Raw genomic sequence first — 21,371 nt, 5'->3', positions numbered from 1 at the left:
CTTGTGTTGGCGCGAGGCCTCAGCGAACAGGTCGAACTTCAGGGCGCTACGGGGAGTGATCATGGCAAAGGATGGAGCACGCGTTCTCGATCAACAAGGGACCGGATGGGTTTTGAGAGGTTCCCCTCGCCCTCGCGTTGCCAGCGCCCCTTCACTGCCAGCAATCTGGAGCCCAGCAGCACCTCGCGCTGCGCGTCTCGCACGCCGCGCCAGACGATGACCTGTGTGGCGCCGTGCTCGTCTTCCAGGGACACAAAGATGGTCCCCTTGGCGGTCTCCGGTTGCTGGCGCAGCGTCACGATCCCAGCCGTGCGGACCAAGCGACCGTTCGGGATGCGCCGTAGTTCGGCGGAAGTCTTAAGCCGGTACTTGTCCAGCTTCTTTCTCAAGAGCGCCATCGGATGGCTGCGCAAGGTCAGGCCCACCGACGCATAGTCCCAGACCACGTCTTCTCCTTCCGGCGCAGCGGGCAATTCTAAGTAATCCTCGTCGACGGGTGCGTCCTGCAGCAATTCGGGCGGAGCGTGCAACGCCGCGGCATCCCAGACCTGCTGGCGCCGGTGGCCAGACAGCGTGGCAAGCGCTCCGGCTGCGGCCAGAAGCTTCATCTCATGCTGTTCGAGCCTGGCACGGCGGGCCAGTTCCTCCGCGCTGTCGAACGGCCCCTCGCACCGCGCAGCCATGATGCGCTGCGCGCTCGCCGCCTGTAGGCCACGGATCATGTGCAGACCCAGCCGCACGGCAGGGACGTCCGGCAGGTCCTCCAGCGACGTTTCTACATCGCTGAACATCACGTCCACCGGCCGCACCTCGACGCCATGGCGGCGGGCATCCTGGACCAGCTGGCTGGGAGAATAAAAGCCCATGGGTTGGCTGTTGAGCAGCGCGGCGAGGAACGCGGCCGGTTCATGCCGCTTGATCCAGCATGACGCATAGACCAGCAAGGCGAAGCTGGCCGCATGGCTTTCGGGGAATCCGTACTCCGAGAACCCTTTGATCTGCTCGAAGATCTGCTCGGCAAACGCTCGTTCGTATCCTCGCGAGGTCATGCCGTCCACGATCTTGTCGTAGTACTTGCCCAGGCCCCCCTTGCGCTTCCAGGCCGCCATCGCGCGGCGCAGCCCATCGGCTTCGCCGGGCGTGAAGCCCGCGGCCAGGATGGAGATCTGCATCACCTGCTCCTGAAACACCGGCACCCCCAGCGTGCGGCCCAACGCCGTCTTGAGCGCCTCGCTGGGATAGGTCACCGGCTCCTTGCCCTGGCGCCGGTTCAAGTACGGATGCACCATGCCGCCCTGGATCGGTCCGGGTCGCACGATGGCCACCTCGACCACCAGGTCGTAAAAGCAGCGAGGGCGCAGGCGCGGCAGCATGCTCATCTGCGCGCGGCTCTCGATCTGAAACACGCCGATCGTGTCGGCCTTGCAGACCATGTCGTAGGTCTCGCTGTCTTCGGCCGGGATGTCCTGCATCCCCATCACGCAGCCGCGGCGCTGGCCGATCATGTCCAGGGCCCGCCGGATCGCCGACAGCATGCCCAGCGCCAACACGTCGACCTTCAATAGGCCTGCGGCATCCAGGTCATCCTTGTCCCATTCGATCACCGTGCGATCGGCCATCGAGGCGTTCTCCACCGGCACCATGCGGCACAGCAGATCCCGCGTCAGCACGAAACCACCCGTGTGCTGCGACAGATGCCGCGGGAACCCCATCAGCTGGGTGGTCAGCGTGATGAGCTGGCGAACGGCCAGATCGGTCACCGACATGCCCAGTTCCTCGAACCGCTCCAGCCGGATGTCCTCTCCGTCAAACCACTTCTGCCCTTCGGCTAGTGCCTCCACCGTCTCCAGGCTGAATCCCAACGCCTTGCCCACGTCCCGGATCGCCGACTTTGGCCGGTAACTGATCACGGTGGCAGTGAGCGCTGCGCGGTCGCGGCCGTACTTGCCGTACAGGTACTGGATCACCTCTTCGCGCCGCTGGTGCTCGAAATCGATGTCGATGTCCGGTGGCTCGTTGCGCTCGCGGCTGATGAAGCGCTCGAACAGCACCGACATGCGCGCAGGGTCCACTTCGGTCACTCCGAGGCAATAGCAGACCACGCTGTTGGCGGCCGAGCCACGCCCCTGGCAGAGGATGTGGCGAGAGCGTGCGAAGGCCACGATGTCGTACACCGTCAGAAAATAGTGCTCATAGCGTAACTCGCAGATCAGGGCCAGCTCATGCTCGATCTGCGATTGCACGGTGACCGGGATGCCCGAGGGCCAGCGCCGGCCGGCGCCCTCATAGGTCATCTGTCTCAAATACTCTGCTGCGGTCAGGCCGCGCGGCACCACCTCATCGGGGTATTGGTACTTGAACTCATCCAGGCTGAAACTGCACCGAGACGCCACGTGCAGCGTCTCGGCCAGCAAGTCCGCGGGATAGGTCTGCGCCAGGCGCAGCCGGGTGCGCAGGTGCCGCTCGGCACTGCGCTGCAGGGCGTGTCCGCATTCCGTGAGCGGTTTGCCCACGCGTGTGGCCGTGAGAACGTCCTGCAGCGGCTTCCTGGAGCGCACGTGCATGTGCACATCGCCCACCGCCACCAACGGCAAGGCCGTCAAGTCCGAGAGCCAACGCATGCGGTGCAGCCAAAGCTCATCGTCCAACTGCCGCACCTGGTCCACCCCGATCCAGCAGCGGCCCCGAAACTGCTTCAAGGTCCACAACGCCAGCGCTTCCAGTTGCGCATCGCTGGCCTTGCGTTCCGGGCACAGCAGCACCAGGCAATCGGTGAGTTCCGCTCCGGTGATCTGGTCCAGCGTGAGTTGATACGTGCCTTTGCTGGAGGCGCGGCGCAGCTTGGTGATGAACGCGCAGAGGTTGCCGTAGCCGTTGAGGTTCTGCGCGAGCACCACCACCGTGGTTGGCGACTCGGCGGCGCTGCGCGGCTGGATGTAGAACTGCGAACCCAGGATCAGGGGTAGGCCTGCGGCCTTGGCCGCGACATGGGCGCGCACGACCCCCGCCATGCTGCACTCGTCGGTGATGGCCAGGGCCCGGTATCCGAGGTCCCTGGCGCGCTCCACGAGTTCACCGGGCCAGCTCGCCCCGCGCAGGAAGCTGAAATTCGACAAGCAGCGCAACTCCACATAGTCCGGGATCGCGCGGGTAGGCCGGCTCATCGCTTGCCTCTCACCCGAAGTGCCCGTGGAGAAACCACGCCGTCTGGTCCCCCGCCAGGCGCTGCTGGAACACCCATAGCACGCCTGCGTGCGGACTCAGTGCCAGCCAGTAGCACGCTGCACGTTCAGCGGCTTCGCGTCTTTGCCCCCCTCTTTCCCTTCACTGCGATGCCACCAGCCACCTTCCACCCGGTCGGGCCCGAGCAAGAGCTGCAGGGGACCTTGGTAGATGGGGCGGTTGTCGCGCTCGATCAGGCGAAGTGGTTCCTCCAGCACCCAGGTGGGCAGTGGCAACCCATACGCAGGCTCCGTCGCCTTGCGGCGCTTGAGCACACCGCTCTCCCAGCACTGCATCCACTCCAGCCGGTGGTCTTCGCACAGGATCGGTCGGCGAACGCAGCCCTCTCCCAAGCGGGCCTGGATGCGTTCGAGTGCGAGGTCGGTGCTGCTGCCCTTGCGCAACGTCTCCGGGATCAGCGATCGGCTTTCTTCGACGATGGGTGCCACCTCCGAGACCAGCAGCTCGATGTCGCCGACAGGCGCCAGCAGCTGAACCTTGGCCAAGTGCTCGGCCAGCAGACGTGCGAAGTGCTCCACGTGCTGGGTGGGGTGCGCCGTGCGGACGGTGAGTTCTCCGCTCGTGCCCGCATCCTTGGCACGCATCACGTCGTGGCACCAGCGCAGCGTAAAGGCCGTGGCGCCCAATCGCCTTGCCGCAAGCCATCCGGCCATCTGCAAGAGCAGGCGCCGCGCGCCGAACAGCAAGGCCGGTGCGGTCTCCACGCGCGACATCAACTCCAGCCTGGCGTGAAAGGTCTCGGGGAGTGTGATCCAGTCGTACACCTCGGGCCGCAGTCCGTACGCCTGGTCCATCGCCTGCAGCAAGGCTTTGTCAAAGCGGCGGCTCAGGCCGCCCCGGGGCAAGGCGCGAACATCCCCGAGCGTGCGGCAACCAATCCGCGCCAACGTGGCATGGTGTGCCGCCACTGCTGTGATCGCTGCCAGCGGCAGCGGATCCAGCCACTGCGCCAGCGGAGCGCGGAACCCGTCGCAGTCTTCAGGGGTGGAGGCATGGTGCACCAGCGCCAACGCCGCGGTGCCTGTCGGCGCCCAGGCGATTTGGGCGCCGAACTCCATGGCGCCCGCCTCCACGAGATCGTGCAATGGCTGCATCCCGCCAAAGAGCCGCGCACTGGCCGACATCTCTGCGATAACGGAATCCTCCAGCAATGCCACCCTGGGGGTGAACTGCAAGGCCCAGATGCCAAGCGCGGTCACATCAATGGGAGACAGACTGGCGGGCAAAGGGATGGGGAGCAACGCGGCCCAATGCCCGAGCATCGGAGGCCTCCTTGTGGGAGCGTGCGACAGGGATCGCCTGAGGGACTCTCAATCGCGGCGGGATGACGGCCGCCAAGCTGGCGGGCATGGCCTCAAGGTAAAGGGCGTTATCCAGCGACCCGCCGCGCCGCTTGGGGATGCGCACTTCCAGCTGCCAGCCGCGGGCTAGCGATACCGCAACCCGCAGCGGAGCGGGCGAGGCATCGTTCAATGCGGTGACCGGGCGAAGCAGAAAGACCGGGGCATCGCAGGACTGAGCGTGGATCTGCAGGCGCCGGATCTGCTCGGGCCGTGCTTGAGGCAACCAAGCCAGTACGGCGCCAGCGGGGTCGGACTTGACGATTTGCTCAGTAATCCAGAGGCGGTCCACCGGGGCACTGGCATGTATCCAGACGACCTGGTCCGGCGTCAGGCCGAGTTGGACCAGCCCGCCCATGTGCGGCTCCTTCGGGGGCGCGATCAGGTAAACACGCCCGCCAGAATCGAGAAACGATGGGACCGATGGACCCAGCAGACGCCACTCACACAGGGCCGCCTGGGGCATGAGCAACTCGGTCAGGGTATGGGTAGGCCAGCCACCGCCAGGAAGCAAGGAGTCAAGGGCCGCAAATCCTGTAGAAACTGTGCGAGATGACGAACTACCGACTTCCGCACCGCGCCACACCGCCTCGGCCACGTGCCGGGGGAGTGCATCTAAGCCAAAGGCACCAGATGGATGAGCAGGAACTGGCATGGTCAGATGGCCGGATAAGAATCACAAATACTGGATAAAAGCACAGTATATAGATTCGACTCGCATGCCGATGGTCCAGGCTCACCTCGTCAACCACGGGGGCGTGGAATTCGCTCAAAATGGTCAACACAGTGACAGCACAACAAGGGGTCTGATGAGCGGAAAATTCATGGGGCGCGACGCCGTGATCAGCACGATCAAAAGTGCTGAGCGAACCAACGCGATGCAAAAGCGCAGCGGTACGAATCACCCTGTACGTGCAGTGGTTTGCGGATGCTCCGATTCGCATTGCGGGGCGTTTCATCGACTCGTGAAGGACCGGACACTCCCTACGCGTGAAGAAGCCGATGCGATCCTTAAAACGATCAAGCTGGAGAGGCGAAGTGCTCGTGGTCCGGACGACGTAGATTAAATACGCTGGAAAGCCGGTCTAACTGTTGAAGGCTCAACAATTAGAAGTCGCGAACGTTGGCCAGGGCGAGCCAGCCGAGTGGACTGATGAAAACGCAAAGCAGCGCTACCAGGGCAGGGAAGGGCGAAAAGCCCCCTCTAAGGTAGCTACATCGTCAGTCGCGGACCAAGAAGTTCGTGGCAAACTGGCGTCCATCCAGCCCCGTTTGGGTGCGACGGCGAGCCTGTACCACCCGTGCAACGCCCACCAGACCGAAGTCATCCAGACCAACAGCGCTCTCGCGTTGTGGCCGTGCACGATCATGTGCCTGCTCCAGCGCATCGAGTTGCGCGTTGGACAAGGGCTTGAGCAAGTGCTTGACGGCGTTGTAATTCATGGTGAGACCTCAATTCCATTGTCACTTAGATTTGCCGTCGACAGATTTCAACACGTCCGAGACCATTTCGCATGGGTGGAGATCAGCCCTTCGATTGGCCGGTATCGGACCATCAAAGCCCATCTGAGGCCAGACAACGTATCCATTCAAATAATCGAGCGGGTTGTCGGGATTCAACGTGGATGCGTTGCCTGCGGCATTGACTTCTACATACGCAAACTGCCCCGTAAGCTGTGCCTCACGCAGCTCAATAGCGACACTTCGCACACCGATTTTTTGGCCCTGTGCGGATTTGGGGAGTTCGAACGCTACGTTCTTGATGAATAGAACAGGCTGAATCTCTTCGTCGTGTTGGAGTATGCGACGAACCATAGATCCAGTAATCAGGGGTCCGGTGGCGTCTAGTTGAAAACCAACGTTTTCCCAATAAGTAATGAGTACTTTGGAATTTCTTGGCGCCCCTGACAAGCGGGCAATCCTCTTCGAATCGCCATCAAACCAATCCGTGAAAGACCCGTTGGTCTGGTCGTCGATTTCCACGGTCGAAGGGTCAAAATACTGTGCAGTGATGGCATCCAATGCGCTGCTCTCAATGATCGTAAATAGCGGAAGAGGCCATTGGGCTTACATACCGCAGTCACCACGACCTTGATTCGCCAAGCCGAATCAGCAAGCTGGGCCTAAACACTAACGCGTGGAGGTGGGCTTCCAGGAATAGCCCTGCTGCCTCAGAACTGGCCAGCGTGAAGCGGTCTTCGGCTTGCAGTCATGCATAGGCTCAGGAACGGGGCGACATAGATGGACAATACAGGACCGGGTGTTACACCTCACGCTGCTCCAGCCCACCGCGCGCCTGCTCAAGTGGCGGCACTGGCTAATTTTCTTCCTCAGACTCATCAGTCCCGTCACCTTGATATCGTTCATTGTTGGGATTCAGTTGATTCGAGTGATTGTCATTAGCGTGATCGTAAGCATCGTTGTTAGGGTTCAACGAGTCAGAGCGGTCATCATTCGGTGTGCGTCCCATGAATGTCTCCTTAAAATATAAAGTCTGATACACTATACAGCAGTTGAATAACCGCAAACGCGGCATCGGAGTATCGCGGAAAAAAACAGTTCCTAGGAATCCCAATTTGTGCCTTACGACCAAGACCAACGTGGATGTATGGAGTAAAAAGACAAGTGCAAAATACAAGAAGGATCGCGATGAAACTCCCTGTTCGACTAGTGGTCTCTACCAAGATGATGCTTCGGTTTGCGGTGAGATTGCTGGCGACCGTAGCGGCATGTGCAAGCCTTCAACCCGTGGCTGCGCAGAACACTTGGACGCTGGCCTCGGGCTACCCGAAGGAGCTTTTCCACGGGGTGAACCTGCGCCAGTTCGCGCAGAACGTCAACGATCAGGCCAAGGGTGGGCTGGTCATCGAAGTGCGCTCCGACGGCATCGCCGCCGGTCCCTCCGAAATCGTGGGCAAGGTCCGCTCCGGAGATCTCGCGGCAGGGGAGGTGCTTCTCAGCACCATGGCCAGCGACACTTTAATCGCTGGCGCGGATGCCATCCCGTTCATCGTCAACAGCTACGACGATGCCCTGCGGCTGTGGAATGCGCAGCGCCCCATCCTGCAGCAAGCCCTGGACAAGCAGGGCTTGGTGATCCTTTACGCCGTGCCCTGGCCAGCCCAGGGCTTGTTCACCACCCGCCCCGTGCGAAGCATCGCGGATCTGCGTGGCTCCAAGATGCGCACCTACAACCCCAGCACGGTGCGTCTTGCCCAACTCATGGGCGCCACGCCCGTAGACGTGCCCACGCAGGCCATCGGCGCGGCTTTCAAGGACCAGCGGCTGGACACCATGTTCACATCGCCCGCGACCGGCGTGGACTCCAAATTGTGGGAGGGGCCGGCGAAGTATTTCTACAACGCCCGAGGCTGGTACCCGAAGAACATCGTGATCGCCAACAAGGCCAAGTGGGCCGCACTTTCCGAGGCCAACCGCAAGACTGTGATGGCGGCGGCAGAAGAAGCGCAAAAGCGCGGCTGGATGGCCAGCGAAGCGGCATCCACGGTCTCGATGGCGGAGCTGACGAGCAAGGGCATCAAGGTGGACACGCCCGAGCCCGAGCTGCGCAACGAGCTGCGGCGCATCGGGGAGAAGTTTTCCGTCGAATACCTGCGGGAGACGGGTGCCGAGGGCAACCGCATGCTGATCCCTTACTTCTCCAATCAGGGCTCTGCGTCCACGCCTTATTCAAAGTAGCAAAGTTGGGGCGGCTGACCGTACACCACCCTTGTAACGCCTCCATCAGGTTTTCGGCTATCTCGCTGACCATAAGACGGTAGCATTCCATCAAGTCGGAGAGAAATCAGGCCGGTGCCGCAAGCATCTGTGATGGTTTCTCTGAACGCAGGTGTTCTGCATCGTAATGCCGGCAAAGCCTTTCAACCAATGCCTGTGCATAGACAGGCAGAGTTGTCCGGTCACGCATCAGCAGATGACGTTCACGCACGCTCCATTCATCTCGCAGCTCCACCATCGTTAATGGCATTGCCAACCTATTGCGGATAACAGCCGACTCGGGCAGCACCCCAACGCCCACATTGCTGCTGATCATGCGGCACATCGCCTCGAAACTACGCAACCGGATACGAGGTATCTGGCGATGCCCCAATTGACGCAAGGTGATCTGATCCAGAAAGGCTTGCAGCGTGCTGCCTTCCGGCATCCCTACCACGTCTTCTTCAAGCGTTTCAGCGAAGTTCACGGAACGCCGCCGTGCAAAACGATGGCTGGGAGAGGTGACCAGAACCAGCCGGTCGGTGCTGAAATGGATAGAGACCAGTCCCAAAGTATCAATGGAACCAGCGATGATGCCGAGGTCCGCACGTCCTTCAAGGACACCCCGCGGAATCGTCGCATTGGCTCGCTCTTCCAACTCCACGTTGACATTTGGGTGATCCGATAGGAAATCTGCCAGTATTTCCGGCAAGAAATCTGTGACAGCAGTGGTGTTGGCCAGCAGCCGTAAATGCCCGCGCAATCCGCCGCCATATTCCCCCATTTCTGCGTGCAGAAGGTCTGCCTGTTGCAGCATCAAGCGCGCATGATGAACAAAAGCCTCGCCAGCCGGTAGCAGCCGGACTCCCCTTGCTTCGCGTGCCAATAACAAGACGCCGGCCTGCATTTCCAGTGCCTTGATGCGCGTACTTGCCGCTGCTAGAGAGAGATTGTGTTTGGCCGCGGCTCTTGTCAAGTTGCACATCTCTGCCACGCACACATACAGACGCAAATCTGTCAGATCGAACTGCATGTAATAAAACGTATTTCGAGCATTAATGAAAAACGAAGCCTCGCTTCTGAAATCGCAAATTGTGTAGCGCGCGAATCTCTGCAGAATCCACCCCCAGCCCGAATCGTAAGCCGGGTAATAAAGGGAGTAGAAGTATGAGATTGAAAATTTTTGCAGCAACGCTGCTGATGGGGACGTTGGGCCTCGGTACCACGCTCGCACAGGCCCAGGTGGCGTATCCCACGCGCCCGCTCACGCTGGTAGTGCCGCAAACGGTAGGCGGCACCAACGACATCGTTGGCCGGGTGGTCGCCCACAAACTGGGGGAGGTGCTGGGCACCGGCGCCATCGTCGACAACCGGCCTGGCGCTGGCGGCAACATCGGAACCCAGTACGTGGCGCGAGGCCCGAAGGACGGGTACACGCTGCTTGTGACGATCAGCAGCAGCCAGGCGATCAACCCTGCGCTTTATCGCAATCCAGGATTCGATCCTGTGAAGGATTTTGTGCCCGTGGCCATGATCGGCAGCGTGCCCAACGTGCTGCTGGTCAATCCATCATTCGCTGCCAGGACCTTCGGCGACTTTCTGTCCCTTGCACGGCGCAAGGACGCCCAGTACCAATATGCCTCGGCCGGCAACGGCACGCTCAATCACCTGCTGGGCGAGATGCTGAATGAGATGGCGGGAGTTTCGCTGCAACATGTCCCCTACAAAGGCATTGCACCAGCGCTGAACGACGTATTGGGAGGACAGCTGCCGATCGTGTTCGCCAGCTTGCCATCATCGCTCGCACACATCAAGGCAGGCCGGCTGCGCGCCTTGGCTGTGAGCGGTGCCAAGCGCACGCCTGTACTGCCCGACGTCCCGGCGATTGCCGAAGCGGTGCCAGGCTACGAAGGTACGCTGTGGATCGGCTTGTTTGCCCCGGCTGGGGTAGCACCAGCGGTGGTGCGCACGCTGCAGGACGGCATGCGAAAAACCATGGCAGCGCAGGATCTGCGCGAGAAGCTGGACCAGCAGGGCGTGGAGATCGCCGCACCAACATCCACCGATCAGTTTGCGGCCCAGCTGCGCAGCGACCTGGCCAAGTGGGAAAAGATCGTCAAAGCTTCGCGCGCAGAAGTGGACTAAGGAGGCGCGCGATGACCCGACCTCTCGAAGGCATTACCGTTGTCTCTCTGGAACATGCGATCGCAGCGCCTTTTTGTACCCGTCAGCTGGCGGATTTGGGCGCGCGAGTCATCAAAGTAGAGCGCCCAGAGTCTGGGGATTTCGCGCGCGAGTACGACCAGCGGGTGAGGGGCATGTCATCGCACTTCGTGTGGACAAACCGATCGAAGAAGAGCCTGACGCTGGATCTGAAGCAGCCACGGGCGCTGGACGTGCTCAGGCGACTGATCGAGAAGGCGGACGTGTTCGTGCAGAACCTTGCGCCCGGCGCTACGGCCCGCATGGGCTTGGATTACGCCAGCATTTCCCACACCAATCCCCGCCTGGTGGTCTGCGACATCTCCGGATACGGTGACGACGGGCCATACCGGGACAAGAAGGCCTATGACTTGCTGATTCAGAGCGAAGCGGGCCTGCTTTCGATAACGGGTACCGAGGAGTCGCCTTGCAAGACCGGCAACTCGATTGCCGACATCGCTGCGGGCATGTATGCATATACCAATATCCTTGCGGCGCTGCTACGGCGCGAGAAGACAGGGGAGGGTGCCCACATCGATGTCTCCATGCTTGAGTCTCTGGTGGAGTGGATGGGCTTTCCGATGTACTACGCCTTCGACGGGGCACCGCCCCCGGAGCGCAGCGCCGCTTCCCACGCAACGATCTACCCCTACGGACCATTTTCCGCCGGCGACGGTGGCAAAGTCATGCTGGGTGTGCAAAACGAGCGGGAATGGGAAAGTTTCTGCACCGTTGTCTTGCGTGAACCCGCGCTCGCTCAGGCGCCGCGTTTCGCCAACAGCACGCAACGCAATGCGCACCGGGATGAGCTTCGGCAGCTGATTCTGAACGTCTTCGAGAAGTTGACCACTGACGAAGTGGTGGCGCGACTCGAAAAAGCGCAAATTGCCAATGCCTGCATGAACGACATGGCGCAACTGTGGGCCCATCCTCAGTTGCAAGCGCGAAAGCGGTGGCGCGAAGTGCCGTCGCCGGTAGGAATGCTGCCATCACTGCTGCCTCCAGGACGCAGCAACCGCTGGGAAGCCTGCATGGAGCCGATCCCAGCGGTAGGCCAGCACACCGACGCATTGCTGCGTGAAGTAGGTCTTTCAGACCAATCTATCAAAGACCTGCGCGCCCACGGCGCGATTTAGGGACCCCCATGGATTTGAAGAATCATGCCGGATGTGCCGGCGGATGGAGTGCGCGCGCTCGTCTCTGCGTCTTCGGACGCTTGGCGGATGCGCCGGTACCGACTCCCGCTCGACGCATGCTTGATCGTCTTGGGATAGGTGATCCGTCGTGACGGGGCCGAAGCTGTTCGTGGAAGAGCGCTTCAAGGAATATCTGAAGCACGAATGCGGGTATGCGCGAAGTACCTTGCAGGTGGCCCACTACGCACTCATCGAATGGCAGCGATGGCTGCGGGAACGCTTTGGCATTACGCGGCTGGATGCCTCGGCCTTGCATCTTCGGCACTGGATGAGCGAGCAGTCGCGCAGGCATGCCCAAACCACGGTGGACAAGAAGACCTGGGTGCTTCGCACGTTCTACGCCTGGCTGGCTGGCGAGAGCATGATGGATTGCGATCCCTGGCAGTTCATCGCATCACCGCGGCGCCGGCCTCACCAGCAAAGTCTGGGGTACGTCCCTTGCGAACGCACGGTGCACCGCCTTCTGGAGCAACCCGACACCCGGTTCGCCCTGGGCCTGCGCGATCGGGCAATCCTGGAACTGCTGTATGCCTCCGGCCTGCGTGCCGCGGAGTTGCTGAGCCTTCGGCCGCATCAACTGTGCCTGCGCACCCGTGCGGCCCAGGTGATGGGCAAAGGGGGTAAGGAGCGGATCGTGATGTTCGGGGAGTACTCCGCACAGTGGCTGGAGCGCTACCTGTGCGAAGCGCGCCCCGCGCTATTACAGGCCTGCCAGCGCCCAGTCCCGGCCCTGTTCGTCCATGCGACGGCCTCTGGCACGCTGAACTACAGCGCCCTACAGCGCACGATCCGCCGGCATGCCGACGCGGCAGGCCTGCCGATGGTGACGGCACACACGCTGCGGCATGCCTTCGCCACGCACTTGTACCAGGCCGGGGCGAATCTGCGCGTAATCCAGATGTTGCTCGGCCATGCATGCCTGCAGACCACGACCATCTACGCCAGGACGTCGATGGTCTACTTGCGGGGCGTCATCGAGCGGCATCATCCACGAGGTATTTGCTACGTCCCTGCCTCGAGCGAATTCCGCACGGCAAGAGGTTGAACAATCAAAGCGGATCATGCAGACTGGGGTGAAGGGAACAAAAAGGGAGATACGACTTGGCAAACATTGACGCTCCGCGACTTGCGGTCCTCATTGACGCTGACAATGCGTCTGCATCCGTGGTCAAGGAGCTTTTGGAGGAGGTGGCCAAGTACGGGACAGCCACCGTGAAACGGGCCTTTGGAGACTGGACAACGCAAAATCTCGTCGGATGGAAGGCCCATCTTCATCTCCATGCGATCCAACCCGTTCAGCAGTTCGCCTACACGAAAGGAAAGAACTCGACGGACTCGGCTTTCATCATCGACGCCATGGACTTGCTGTATTCCGGGAACGTTGATGGATTTTGCTTGGTATCGAGCGACAGTGACTTCACTCGTTTGGCCACCCGGCTGCGTGAAGCGGGCAAGACGGTGTACGGGCTCGGAGAGCGTAAGACCCCTGAACCCTTCATCGCGGCCTGCGACAAGTTCATCTTCTTCGAGGTATTGAACAAACAGGCCGGTACGGTTCCGAGTACGCCGCAGGTGCTCGATGTGCCGGATCTGAAAGAGCTGCTTTCGAACGCGATTCGGGAAACCGCTCGGGAGACGGGCTGGTCACACCTTGCCACTGTCGGAGGATTGCTTGGGAAGACCCATAGCTCTTTTGATCCAAGGAACTACGGATTCAAGAAGCTCAGCGATCTGGTTCGCGCGCAGGGCTACGTCGAAGCGATCGACAGAGCCGATGCAACCGGCATCCCTCACGTCGAAGTGCGATTGAAATAGTCGCATCCCTGAAAGGCTGGGATTGGCATCGGCCAATCCCAAATGCTGCGGTCAACGGCCCACAAGCTGCGGCATGCGTTCGCCACGCATAACCGTTTTCCAGGGCCGCATCATCGATGTCGGGTCAAGATGCCGAGCGCCAAGGCCGTGATCGCGCAGCCGATCAGCCAGTAAAACCATGTGAACAGCTGCTCCGCCCCCATGAGCACAGCGCAAGCAAATCCAGCGGCCGACACCAAGGCCCCAATGAACGATAACTTCTGAGCGAACCATAGAAGTGAGCTAAGGATCGTGCCTGCGGAGCCTGCGACACCTTGCACGGCGCTGTCGATGATCTCGTCGGTCACTTTTTTCTCCATTACCTGATCTCCTGAATCAAAAAATCGTCATCACCGCAAAAACGATCATCACGATGATGCAGCCCTTTTGCATGTACTCCATCATGGTGGCCTTGTCGATGACGCCGCGGGCGTATTGCTGCCACACGCCCACGAGGGCGCTGGAAACCACCAGGAGGGTGATGGCCACCAGCAGCATCTGGATGATGGAGCGCATGCGTGCCATGGACACGCCCGAGCCCTGCTCGAAGCCGATGCGCAGCGCCTCGGTGACGGGCACGCACTGGCCATCGGAGGCGCGGATGCAACTGTTATTGAATGCGATGCCGCTGCCACCACCGGAGATCGGCGTAGATGGGCTGGTCGTGCCGGGCGTCGTGGGGGAGGGCGCATTGCCCGCGATGCGATCGGCCATGCCGCAGATGGTCGTGCCGTTGGAGTCGGCGAAGCCCGAGCAGCGCCCTGAGACGATCATGCGCTGGCAGTTGCCGATGCCCAGTTGCACGCAGGCCAGGATCATGTTCGCGTCCACGCGACGGCCATCGAACGTACCCAGGGCCTCAAGGGCCTGCGCGGGGTTGGCCTGCAACGCCTGCGACATCACGCGCGACCATGCATCCACTTGGCTCTGCAGGCTCCAGGTCCTGAACTCATCGGGTGGCACCTGAGCGTATCTGCGAATGTTTTCCTCGTTCATCTGCAGTACGCCGTAGCAGCACGAGCCGTTATAGACCGAGAGGTAGCCACCGCTCTCGACGTTGATGGCCAGATTGCCAACGGCCCTGGCATTCGCACGCAGCCACTGACTGGCGTTGGGAGAGTTTGCGATCGCCTGCGACACCTGATCGGCGGTCACGCGGTCATTGGTCACCAGGCGTTGCTGGGCCGAAGCAGGAAGATGCGTAGCCAGCACCAAAAGCAATGCGAGAAGCAGCGCCGAGCAAAGCGCAAAGAGGGTGCGTTGCATGTTTGCTGCCACTTGTCATCCGAGGTGCAAGGCACGATCACATTCAGGTGCCCTCTTTCCATACTGCACCACTCGGAAGTAGGCGCTACGCGTCTTGTCGTCGAACGCGAATTCCGTGTGGTTCTGCGCCAGCGGCTTATTTTTGTCGTCAACGAACAGGTGGCAGTAATTCGGGAAATCCTTCTGTTTTCTTTTACCAGAAGATTTGTTTTCCACGATCACGCGCATGGGGCAAATGCTGTACATATGAGGCACGTAACCCTTTTGAATGAATGGACCATTGGGCGGGTCTTCGCATTTGGACTCGGCCGCACTGAACATCGTGAAGATGTACTTGTTTTCTTTATCCTCATGCGTTTGATAGAGGATGAAGCTGCCCAGCCTGCTGCCGTCGTTTCGATTGAAATTCAGCGGAGTCGATTCAATGCTTTCTTTCCAGATCGGCTCCAGCAGCTTTTTCTGCTCCGGGGTGCCATCGTGATACTCCGGATAGTTGAAGGTCACCAGCGGCATCAACTTCCAATTCAGGCCATTGGGAAACTTGATATTCCCTCGTTCCTGCGCGCCCGCAGCGCCGGCGGCGATGCACAGAGCGGTGGCCACAAGGCCCGCCGCGATCGCGCTCTTCTTGTTCGATACCTTCATGGCGCCTTCCCTTTGATTGTGTTGATTCATTTGATGCTCACGCTCGCATCCAGCTCGGCGATGAACTGCTCGGGCGGCGTGGCGCCCACCAGGCGCTTGCCATTGCCCAGGATCACCGTGGGCGTGTTCTGGATGCGGTGCCGCTCACCGAACTTCAGGATCTCGACCAGGCCGCTGGTGTCGCAATCCTCCCGGCCCTGTAGTCGCCGGCCCGCCATGACCTGCTGCCAAGCCTCGGCGCGGTTGGGCGAACACCAAGCAGCGCGCGCGAACTGCGCAGATTCCGGGCTGATGACGGGAAACATGAACCGATAGACGGTCACGTCATCGAGCTGGTCCACGAACTTGGTGAAGACCCGGCAGATCGGGCACTGCGGGTCTTCGAACACGGCCACCTGTCGTTTGCCGTTGCCATGCACCTCCTTGATCGCGTGCTTGAGCGGCAGGCTTGCGAAAGGGACGCTGTTGAGCTTTTCAAGCTGCGGCGCGGTGAGGTCCTGCTGGGTCTTCATGTCCACCATGGCCCCACCCACGAAGCCAAAGCGGCCGGAGGCGTCGGTATAGAAGATCTGGCCTTCGGAGACGACCTGGTAGATGCCAGGAATGGGGGAGGCTGTGATCTGCTCCACCCGGACCTTGCCCGCCGTGTTCTGCTCAATCGTCGCCTTGAGACTGGGTGGGACCGGCTGTGCGCCCACCGCCATGGACAGGCTGGCCAGCACGGTTGCGCGCAGGAGCAGGGCGCGCAGGCGCGGCCGATAAATCTGGTACATCGATGATTTCCTCATTTCGTTTTGGGATGGGTCAGCAGGAGTGCCACGCTACCGGCCAGCGAGCCCAGTGCGCCGATGCGAACCAGGCCATGGAACGACGATGCGTCGCCCCAAAGCAGGCCGATGCCGGCGCCGGCCAGTACAGCAGTGGCGATCACGAGAGCACGCAACAAAGCGGTCTTTTGCTCGGCAATGATTTTTCGCCGGATAATTTCAAAGGATTGCATTGACTCCCTCATAGATTTTCTAATAATCGAATGCGCGAACGCCTTTGGCCGCCCGGCAGTCTTCCACGGCGTCGCGTATGATTTTCGAGACACCGGCCGCATCCGGCACGGCGTCGATTATCAGGGTGGGATTGGTACTGTCCGTGGTGAGCAAGATGATTTGCCCACGGCCGAAAACGGTTTGCAACAAATTACCCGAGACGGACAAGTCCTTGACCCGGTAGAGTTCGAGCGCTTCGATTTTCTTGACGATTATTCCCGAGTGTTCCAGCAGCCGCTGATCGGTCAGCACGTAATGGTGATTCGCCGTTCGCAAATACCGATACAGCGCCCAGCCGACCGGCAGGACCAGCCAGAAAAAGAGCAGGGCGAACACGAACACGCCGACATTGCAGACTTGGCCCTGGCCAGCGCACCAGAGCACGCGGGTTTCGACCTTGTGGGCAGAGGGGACGCCGGCTTGGCTCGCCATGCGGGCTGCATCGGAAGCATGGTTCTTGGACATCGGCAGCAATGTAGGTGGGCACGGGCCGGACGTCAGCCGGAAACCATCCGGCACGTGGCGCACGGTTTCGGCTTGACAGCCACCGGTTCTCATGGCAAACGAAAAATCAATGACTGGGAGGTCATATGGCGAACGCTTACGAAAGCGACGACGGCAGATGGATGATCCTTGGCATGGCGGTCATCGCGTCCATCGCAGGGGCGACGGGTCTGGACCTAGCTACCGCAGTGAGGGTGACGGGCTATACATTCGCGGTGACGTTGTTTGCCGGCTTCTTCATCTTTCTTTTCGACAGAGATTCCGTCTTCGGCATCCGAAACACCTGGCCACTGTTCTTGGCTCTCGTGTGGTGTGCCTGGTTTCCCGCGATCGATCATTGGGCCTACGGAAACAGTCCCGACTCCACGCACCGGGAGTTGTTCAGCGTATGGTGGGCCGAGTGGTATACGAAGCTGGGCGCGTTCGCGCTGCTGTGCCTGTCCGGCTACGCGGTGAATCGGCTCGTGCGCGGCTGATCGATCGGAAGAGACAACATGAAAAGCCTTCCCGAACAAGCCCTCGATGCGCGCTGCGTATTGGCCAACGCGCGCGTCCTGCAGTCTTTCGATCCCGATCAGGGAAATGCGCAGGAGAGTCGTGCCTGGTGGATGGCATATGCGCTGGGATTGCGGCACTCGGCTGCAGACCTTCCGCCGGTGTTTTTCTCGGACGAGGCCACGCTGATGCTGGGCTGGAGGCAGGGGCAGTTCGATGCTGACCACACGCCTTTACCCATCGTCCTGGAGACCGAGAGCCTGGCTGCCGAGTGCAGCTAACTGCAGGGGAGGTAGATTCCCAGACTGCAGGGCCCAGCCGAGGCCTGTCCGGTCACGCGGTGAATCGGCTCGTGCGCGGTTGATCGCCCCCCCCGAGTCATCCTGGATTCGGAGCGCACGCGGACTGCTTGATTGGCCGCCACCTGGCGCAAAAAAGATTTCAAACAGGGAGGTACCGTGAGTAATTTTCTTTCTCGATGGCTTGTGCAGCGCCGGCTGGCACACGTCCCCAAAATCACTGTGGATGTCACGCGCAACTACTACATGACTTTCACAGCACCCAATCCAGACGTGAAGGTGGTCATCAGAAACGAGGCCGGAACCCCGGTGGGAAGGGCTTGCTACGCAGTGTCCCCACTCAATGATCGGGTCTACATCTACGAAGTGGAGATACTGGGCGCACATCGCCGGCAAGGCTATGGCACCGCCTTGCTGCTATTTTTGGCCCGGACCTATGATCTGCCAATCACCGTGGTGAAAGAACTTTACAGCGCGTGCAGCTTTTGGCGATTTGCCAGGGGATTGGGGAGTGCAGGAATCAGATTGACCCAGCAGCTCTCCGTTTCGGACATGGCGTCCGAAGCGGAGCGGTGGGCGCATTTACAGCCAAAGGCGCGAGAACTGGAAGAGGTAATCACTCATCGCTTGTCCGTGGAGAGGCTGCCGTGGAGTGAGGCGACCACACGTGGACTTGGTGTTTAGCGACTTTCTTTTCCGCCATGGCTTTGAACCTTGGCAATATTGCCCTGACGATACGCAGTAATGTTCAGCGAGTTCTTGAATAGAAACTTCGTTTTTAACCGGATTTATTCGGCAATCGATGATCTTGTGTGGGCAATTAAGGGATTATGTTCACTCTTGATGCCATCGTCATTGAAATTTAGATGACAAGCACAACAGTTCTGAAAATTCCGAATCGAATTCTATGGGCCTTTGCAATTCAAAACCGACACGTGTCTACTCTCCCAGTCCCTCGACCAGCTCGCGCTCATCATCTGCGCCCAGCACAGCCTCAAACGACCAGAGGGCACGCAGGCAATTGACTGCGGACGGACCACTTGCGGGATTGCGAGGAAGATCGCAGTCCACAAATGTGGCGGGAACTAGTCGGGGCGCAGGACATTGGAGTTCGGTACTTTCCTCCATTAACAACCCAAGTGGTGATCAGCGTATCGCACGCGCTCTTGGCTTGGTGAAAGATATTTATTTGAATTCTGCCACCTTGCGTGACCGCTTGGACACCGTTGCTCGCGAAGGAGGAGCCACCATCCACATAGTTGCCGACGATGAAACAGGACACTCCTATGGTCACGCAGCAACACGGGTCAGCGACAGAACCATTTTGCTGACTGAATCGACTGCGAGCGATATCGACGGCAATCATCACCAACTGTTGAATACTCTTTTGATTGAACTCACCAATTTGGGTAGAGCGACTGATTTTCAACAAGTCAACGTCGAATTTGCGCAAGGGAAAATAGGTGTTGCAAGGGCTGCGCGCAATAAAGAGCGCGTTGAATATGGGACCATTGAAGAGATGTCCAGATATTACAGCGAAGCACGCCCTGAGATCGAGGCTGCGGGCTACGGAAATCCTTCGCTTTGGTATATGGCGAGCGACGCATATACAGGCGTTCCAAGTCCCAGCTATCAGTCATTCGAAGACTATTACGCTGTCGCTCGAAATTCAGGACATACTGACGTCTACACTGATTTTTATACCAGATGGAAGAACTCCATGGAATCGAGTGATTGAACCAAGATCAGGCTTTGCAAACAGTGATTTTTTGATGTTTGAACTTGGCAGCCATTAAAGACAATAGCTGCGCAGTCTGACGAACCCAACCGCTGAATCTCCGTCAGCGCTGCGCTTCAAAATCCTTCCGGCAACTGCCACAGATCAGCAGCAACCCCGGCTTGCCCCACACCTGTTTCTCGCAAGGGCAGACATACTTGGCGCGGTTGGATTTGTTCGCCGCCGGCTTGGGGTTCCCCTCACCGTCTTGGCCTGCAATGGCCGCTGGATCGAACAGGCTGGACATCACGGCGATGGACTGCGCCGGCACACTGCCACCGCCCACTGACGCAGCCAAGTGCATGCCCATGCTGCCTTGGCCCGCGCGCACATGCTCTGGCGCAGGGAAGCGGTCATACCAGCTGATCCGGAATGAGCGGGTGAGCAACTCGGCGCAGGCCGCAAGGAACGGACCGCCTTCGATGGCGTAGTCCGCCATCATGTCTCCCGTGCGCTTGCCTCCGGGCTGGCCGGTGGAGGAGGGCATCAGTCCGATGGCTTCCATCTTCGATGCCCACTCCTCGTTGTGGTATCGGCCACGTCCAGGCTTGCCGAAATGCGATTGCCACAGGTGGCACATCTCATGGGCGAGGGTCTGCATCGTCTCCACCACCGGCACCACGGCGAAGTAGGCAGGATTCATGGCGATCTCATCCGTCATGCCGCCCTCCAGGTTGGCGAAGCGCTGGGCCGAGAAGTACCCGCACGTGCGCTTTTCGCGCTGCAGCGTGATGAGACAGCCTGGCAGGGTGCCGCCGAAGAGCGACTCGTTGAAGTGGCTGTAGGCCTGCTGTAGTTCCGTGTAGGTCTGCTGCGTGGGGGTACGGCTAGAGGGAGATGCTGCCATTCTTGTATTGTGCAATACAATCAACAAATCGCGATGACCAATGCGCAGAAAGAGTGTATAAAAGACGCATCCTAGACACCTTCCAAAGGAGTACTCATGAGCGTGCGCTTCAATGTCGTCCTATCCGACGACCTCAATCGCGAGATCGACCGTGCTGCCGAAGAGGCGGAAACCAACAAAAGCGAGATCTTGCGCAAGGCATTGCAACTGTTCCTTGCAGCACGCGAGGGCAAACAGCGGGGATTGAAGCTCGGCCTCGTCGAGCCCAAGACCGAAAAGTTGCAAACGGAGATCGTGGGGTTGTGAGTACGATCGACCTTAACTCGCCGCCTCCAAAGCACAAATTCAGTGTCTCGGTCGAGCGCGAGGAGACGGACGGTGAACGCCGCGTTCGACTATTCAAGGACGTCGCTCTGTTTGTCGTAGCGATTGGCTTTGTGGTGCTGTTGGTGGTCCTGTGCTACAGCACGGTTTCTTCATCCAACGCCACGGCCGAAGAAAAGAAGTGGGCGATGTCAGTGCTCTCTGCAGCGACCGGCGGCATCATCGGATATTTGCTCAGGAAGTAATACCGAGGCATATAGATCCTGCTGCGCAAATTAATAATCAAGTACTGAAAGGGAATTGAAAAATGCGACTGTTGATAGCCTTGTTCCTGCCTTGGCTTACTTTCTTCACCATCGGAAGACCGATTGCCGGGGTTGTTTGCCTGATTCTCCAGATCACGCTGATTGGCTGGCTCCCTGCAACGATCTGGGCCGTGTATGCGTTGAGTCAATACAGCACCGACAAGAAGATCGAAAAAGCGCTCGCACGAAGGGGAGCCTCTCACAACCCCATGTTTGACGAATCCGAATAGGGAGGAGTGGGCGCCAGTAGCCGTTTGAGCGTGATGAGGCCCAGCAGCGGTCTGCGCCTGGGTGCATGAGGGGCCTTGCAGGCCCGG

At 59.8% G+C, this 21,371-nt stretch carries 25 protein-coding genes; 12 read left to right on the top strand and 13 right to left on the bottom strand.

Annotated elements, in window-relative coordinates:
• Nucleotides 1-59: 59 nt before the first annotated feature.
• The 5 genes from AVMA1855_RS25200 to AVMA1855_RS25180 form a co-directional block, all read right to left on the bottom strand.
• Nucleotides 60-3,164 carry an error-prone DNA polymerase gene (locus AVMA1855_RS25200; RefSeq protein ID WP_284427798.1) on the bottom strand — a complete coding sequence of 1,035 codons (3,105 nt, stop codon included), beginning with the start codon at nucleotides 3,162-3,164 and terminating at the stop codon, nucleotides 60-62.
• Nucleotides 3,165-3,260: 96 nt separating this feature from the next.
• Nucleotides 3,261-4,328 (bottom strand): Y-family DNA polymerase, encoded by a 1,068-nt coding sequence (locus AVMA1855_RS25195; protein WP_349817128.1) that lies wholly within the window; start codon nucleotides 4,326-4,328, stop codon nucleotides 3,261-3,263.
• Between the two features lie 115 nt (nucleotides 4,329-4,443).
• Nucleotides 4,444-5,238 carry a translesion DNA synthesis-associated protein ImuA gene (gene imuA, locus AVMA1855_RS25190; RefSeq protein ID WP_284427797.1) on the bottom strand — a complete coding sequence of 265 codons (795 nt, stop codon included), beginning with the start codon at nucleotides 5,236-5,238 and terminating at the stop codon, nucleotides 4,444-4,446.
• A 566-nt stretch (nucleotides 5,239-5,804) separates the two neighbouring features.
• Nucleotides 5,805-6,026 carry a hypothetical protein gene (locus tag AVMA1855_RS25185; RefSeq protein WP_272563678.1) on the bottom strand — a complete coding sequence of 74 codons (222 nt, stop codon included), beginning with the start codon at nucleotides 6,024-6,026 and terminating at the stop codon, nucleotides 5,805-5,807.
• 21 nt (nucleotides 6,027-6,047) lie between these two features.
• Nucleotides 6,048-6,605: a hypothetical protein gene (locus AVMA1855_RS25180; protein ID WP_284427796.1), complete on the bottom strand. Its 558-nt coding sequence runs from the start codon at nucleotides 6,603-6,605 to the stop codon at nucleotides 6,048-6,050.
• 726 nt (nucleotides 6,606-7,331) lie between these two features.
• Between AVMA1855_RS25180 and AVMA1855_RS25175 the strand changes: the two genes are divergently transcribed.
• The gene (locus tag AVMA1855_RS25175) at nucleotides 7,332-8,282 is read left to right on the top strand and encodes a TRAP transporter substrate-binding protein (protein WP_284427795.1); all 951 of its coding nucleotides are present in this window, start codon (nucleotides 7,332-7,334) and stop codon (nucleotides 8,280-8,282) included.
• Nucleotides 8,283-8,388: 106 nt separating this feature from the next.
• On the opposite strand, the gene AVMA1855_RS25170 is transcribed toward AVMA1855_RS25175, so the two are convergent.
• The gene (locus AVMA1855_RS25170) at nucleotides 8,389-9,333 is read right to left on the bottom strand and encodes a LysR family transcriptional regulator (protein WP_284427800.1); all 945 of its coding nucleotides are present in this window, start codon (nucleotides 9,331-9,333) and stop codon (nucleotides 8,389-8,391) included.
• A gap of 167 nt (nucleotides 9,334-9,500) precedes the next feature.
• Between AVMA1855_RS25170 and AVMA1855_RS25165 the strand changes: the two genes are divergently transcribed.
• The 4 genes from AVMA1855_RS25165 to AVMA1855_RS25150 all read left to right on the top strand — a co-directional run bounded on the left by AVMA1855_RS25165 (nucleotide 9,501) and on the right by AVMA1855_RS25150 (nucleotide 13,513).
• On the top strand, nucleotides 9,501-10,445 hold the full coding sequence (locus AVMA1855_RS25165) for a tripartite tricarboxylate transporter substrate binding protein (protein WP_284427799.1): 945 nt from the start codon (nucleotides 9,501-9,503) through the stop codon (nucleotides 10,443-10,445).
• A gap of 11 nt (nucleotides 10,446-10,456) precedes the next feature.
• Nucleotides 10,457-11,638, top strand: coding sequence for a CaiB/BaiF CoA transferase family protein (locus tag AVMA1855_RS25160; RefSeq protein ID WP_284427794.1), 1,182 nt, complete (start codon nucleotides 10,457-10,459; stop codon nucleotides 11,636-11,638).
• Between the two features lie 148 nt (nucleotides 11,639-11,786).
• Nucleotides 11,787-12,743, top strand: a complete 957-nt coding sequence (locus AVMA1855_RS25155) for a tyrosine-type recombinase/integrase (protein ID WP_284427793.1) — start codon at nucleotides 11,787-11,789, stop codon at nucleotides 12,741-12,743.
• 56 nt (nucleotides 12,744-12,799) lie between these two features.
• Complete coding sequence (locus AVMA1855_RS25150) at nucleotides 12,800-13,513, top strand: NYN domain-containing protein (RefSeq protein ID WP_284402804.1); 714 nt, start codon at nucleotides 12,800-12,802, stop codon at nucleotides 13,511-13,513.
• 110 nt (nucleotides 13,514-13,623) lie between these two features.
• Here AVMA1855_RS25150 and AVMA1855_RS25145 read toward each other — a convergent pair whose 3' ends face one another.
• From AVMA1855_RS25145 to AVMA1855_RS25120, 6 genes are read right to left on the bottom strand one after another with little or no spacing between them, the layout of a single operon-like run.
• Entirely contained in the window at nucleotides 13,624-13,872 is a 249-nt protein-coding gene (locus AVMA1855_RS25145) for a hypothetical protein (protein WP_284402805.1), read from the bottom strand.
• Between the two features lie 16 nt (nucleotides 13,873-13,888).
• Nucleotides 13,889-14,818: a DUF3262 family protein gene (locus AVMA1855_RS25140; RefSeq protein ID WP_284427792.1), complete on the bottom strand. Its 930-nt coding sequence runs from the start codon at nucleotides 14,816-14,818 to the stop codon at nucleotides 13,889-13,891.
• 15 nt (nucleotides 14,819-14,833) lie between these two features.
• Nucleotides 14,834-15,463 carry a hypothetical protein gene (locus tag AVMA1855_RS25135; protein WP_284427791.1) on the bottom strand — a complete coding sequence of 210 codons (630 nt, stop codon included), beginning with the start codon at nucleotides 15,461-15,463 and terminating at the stop codon, nucleotides 14,834-14,836.
• Nucleotides 15,464-15,489: 26 nt separating this feature from the next.
• Nucleotides 15,490-16,236 (bottom strand): DsbC family protein, encoded by a 747-nt coding sequence (locus AVMA1855_RS25130; RefSeq protein WP_284427790.1) that lies wholly within the window; start codon nucleotides 16,234-16,236, stop codon nucleotides 15,490-15,492.
• Between the two features lie 11 nt (nucleotides 16,237-16,247).
• Complete coding sequence (locus AVMA1855_RS25125; protein ID WP_284427789.1) at nucleotides 16,248-16,463, bottom strand: hypothetical protein; 216 nt, start codon at nucleotides 16,461-16,463, stop codon at nucleotides 16,248-16,250.
• Between the two features lie 19 nt (nucleotides 16,464-16,482).
• Nucleotides 16,483-16,968 carry a PH domain-containing protein gene (locus AVMA1855_RS25120; RefSeq protein WP_284427788.1) on the bottom strand — a complete coding sequence of 162 codons (486 nt, stop codon included), beginning with the start codon at nucleotides 16,966-16,968 and terminating at the stop codon, nucleotides 16,483-16,485.
• A 125-nt stretch (nucleotides 16,969-17,093) separates the two neighbouring features.
• On the opposite strand from AVMA1855_RS25120, the gene AVMA1855_RS25115 reads away from it, so the two are divergent.
• The 4 genes from AVMA1855_RS25115 to AVMA1855_RS25100 all read left to right on the top strand — a co-directional run bounded on the left by AVMA1855_RS25115 (nucleotide 17,094) and on the right by AVMA1855_RS25100 (nucleotide 19,539).
• Complete coding sequence (locus AVMA1855_RS25115; protein ID WP_284399590.1) at nucleotides 17,094-17,483, top strand: hypothetical protein; 390 nt, start codon at nucleotides 17,094-17,096, stop codon at nucleotides 17,481-17,483.
• An 18-nt stretch (nucleotides 17,484-17,501) separates the two neighbouring features.
• The gene (locus tag AVMA1855_RS25110) at nucleotides 17,502-17,783 is read left to right on the top strand and encodes a hypothetical protein (RefSeq protein ID WP_284399593.1); all 282 of its coding nucleotides are present in this window, start codon (nucleotides 17,502-17,504) and stop codon (nucleotides 17,781-17,783) included.
• Nucleotides 17,784-17,915: 132 nt separating this feature from the next.
• Nucleotides 17,916-18,485, top strand: coding sequence for a GNAT family N-acetyltransferase (locus AVMA1855_RS25105; RefSeq protein ID WP_284427787.1), 570 nt, complete (start codon nucleotides 17,916-17,918; stop codon nucleotides 18,483-18,485).
• A gap of 505 nt (nucleotides 18,486-18,990) precedes the next feature.
• A complete protein-coding gene (locus tag AVMA1855_RS25100) occupies nucleotides 18,991-19,539 on the top strand; it encodes a hypothetical protein (RefSeq protein ID WP_284427786.1) in 549 nt (182 codons plus the stop codon).
• Nucleotides 19,540-19,642: 103 nt separating this feature from the next.
• On the opposite strand, the gene AVMA1855_RS25095 is transcribed toward AVMA1855_RS25100, so the two are convergent.
• Nucleotides 19,643-20,425: a SprT-like domain-containing protein gene (locus AVMA1855_RS25095; protein WP_284427785.1), complete on the bottom strand. Its 783-nt coding sequence runs from the start codon at nucleotides 20,423-20,425 to the stop codon at nucleotides 19,643-19,645.
• Nucleotides 20,426-20,521: 96 nt separating this feature from the next.
• Here AVMA1855_RS25095 and AVMA1855_RS25090 point away from each other — a divergent pair, with 96 nt between their 5' ends.
• From AVMA1855_RS25090 to AVMA1855_RS25080, 3 genes are all read left to right on the top strand, one after another.
• The gene (locus AVMA1855_RS25090) at nucleotides 20,522-20,731 is read left to right on the top strand and encodes a ribbon-helix-helix protein, CopG family (protein WP_284427784.1); all 210 of its coding nucleotides are present in this window, start codon (nucleotides 20,522-20,524) and stop codon (nucleotides 20,729-20,731) included.
• Nucleotides 20,728-20,994, top strand: coding sequence for a hypothetical protein (locus tag AVMA1855_RS25085; protein ID WP_284427783.1), 267 nt, complete (start codon nucleotides 20,728-20,730; stop codon nucleotides 20,992-20,994). Before AVMA1855_RS25090 ends, AVMA1855_RS25085 begins: the two co-directional genes overlap by 4 nt.
• A 62-nt stretch (nucleotides 20,995-21,056) precedes the next feature.
• Entirely contained in the window at nucleotides 21,057-21,284 is a 228-nt protein-coding gene (locus tag AVMA1855_RS25080; protein WP_284427782.1) for a YqaE/Pmp3 family membrane protein, read from the top strand.
• The last annotated feature ends 87 nt before the right edge of the window (nucleotides 21,285-21,371 follow it).

The organism is Acidovorax sp. SUPP1855, from assembly GCF_030158955.1.
Classification (GTDB): Bacteria; Pseudomonadota; Gammaproteobacteria; order Burkholderiales; family Burkholderiaceae_C; genus Paracidovorax.
The sequence above is the reverse complement of the archived record's forward strand: the minus strand, read 5'-3'. Positions and strand labels throughout refer to the sequence as shown.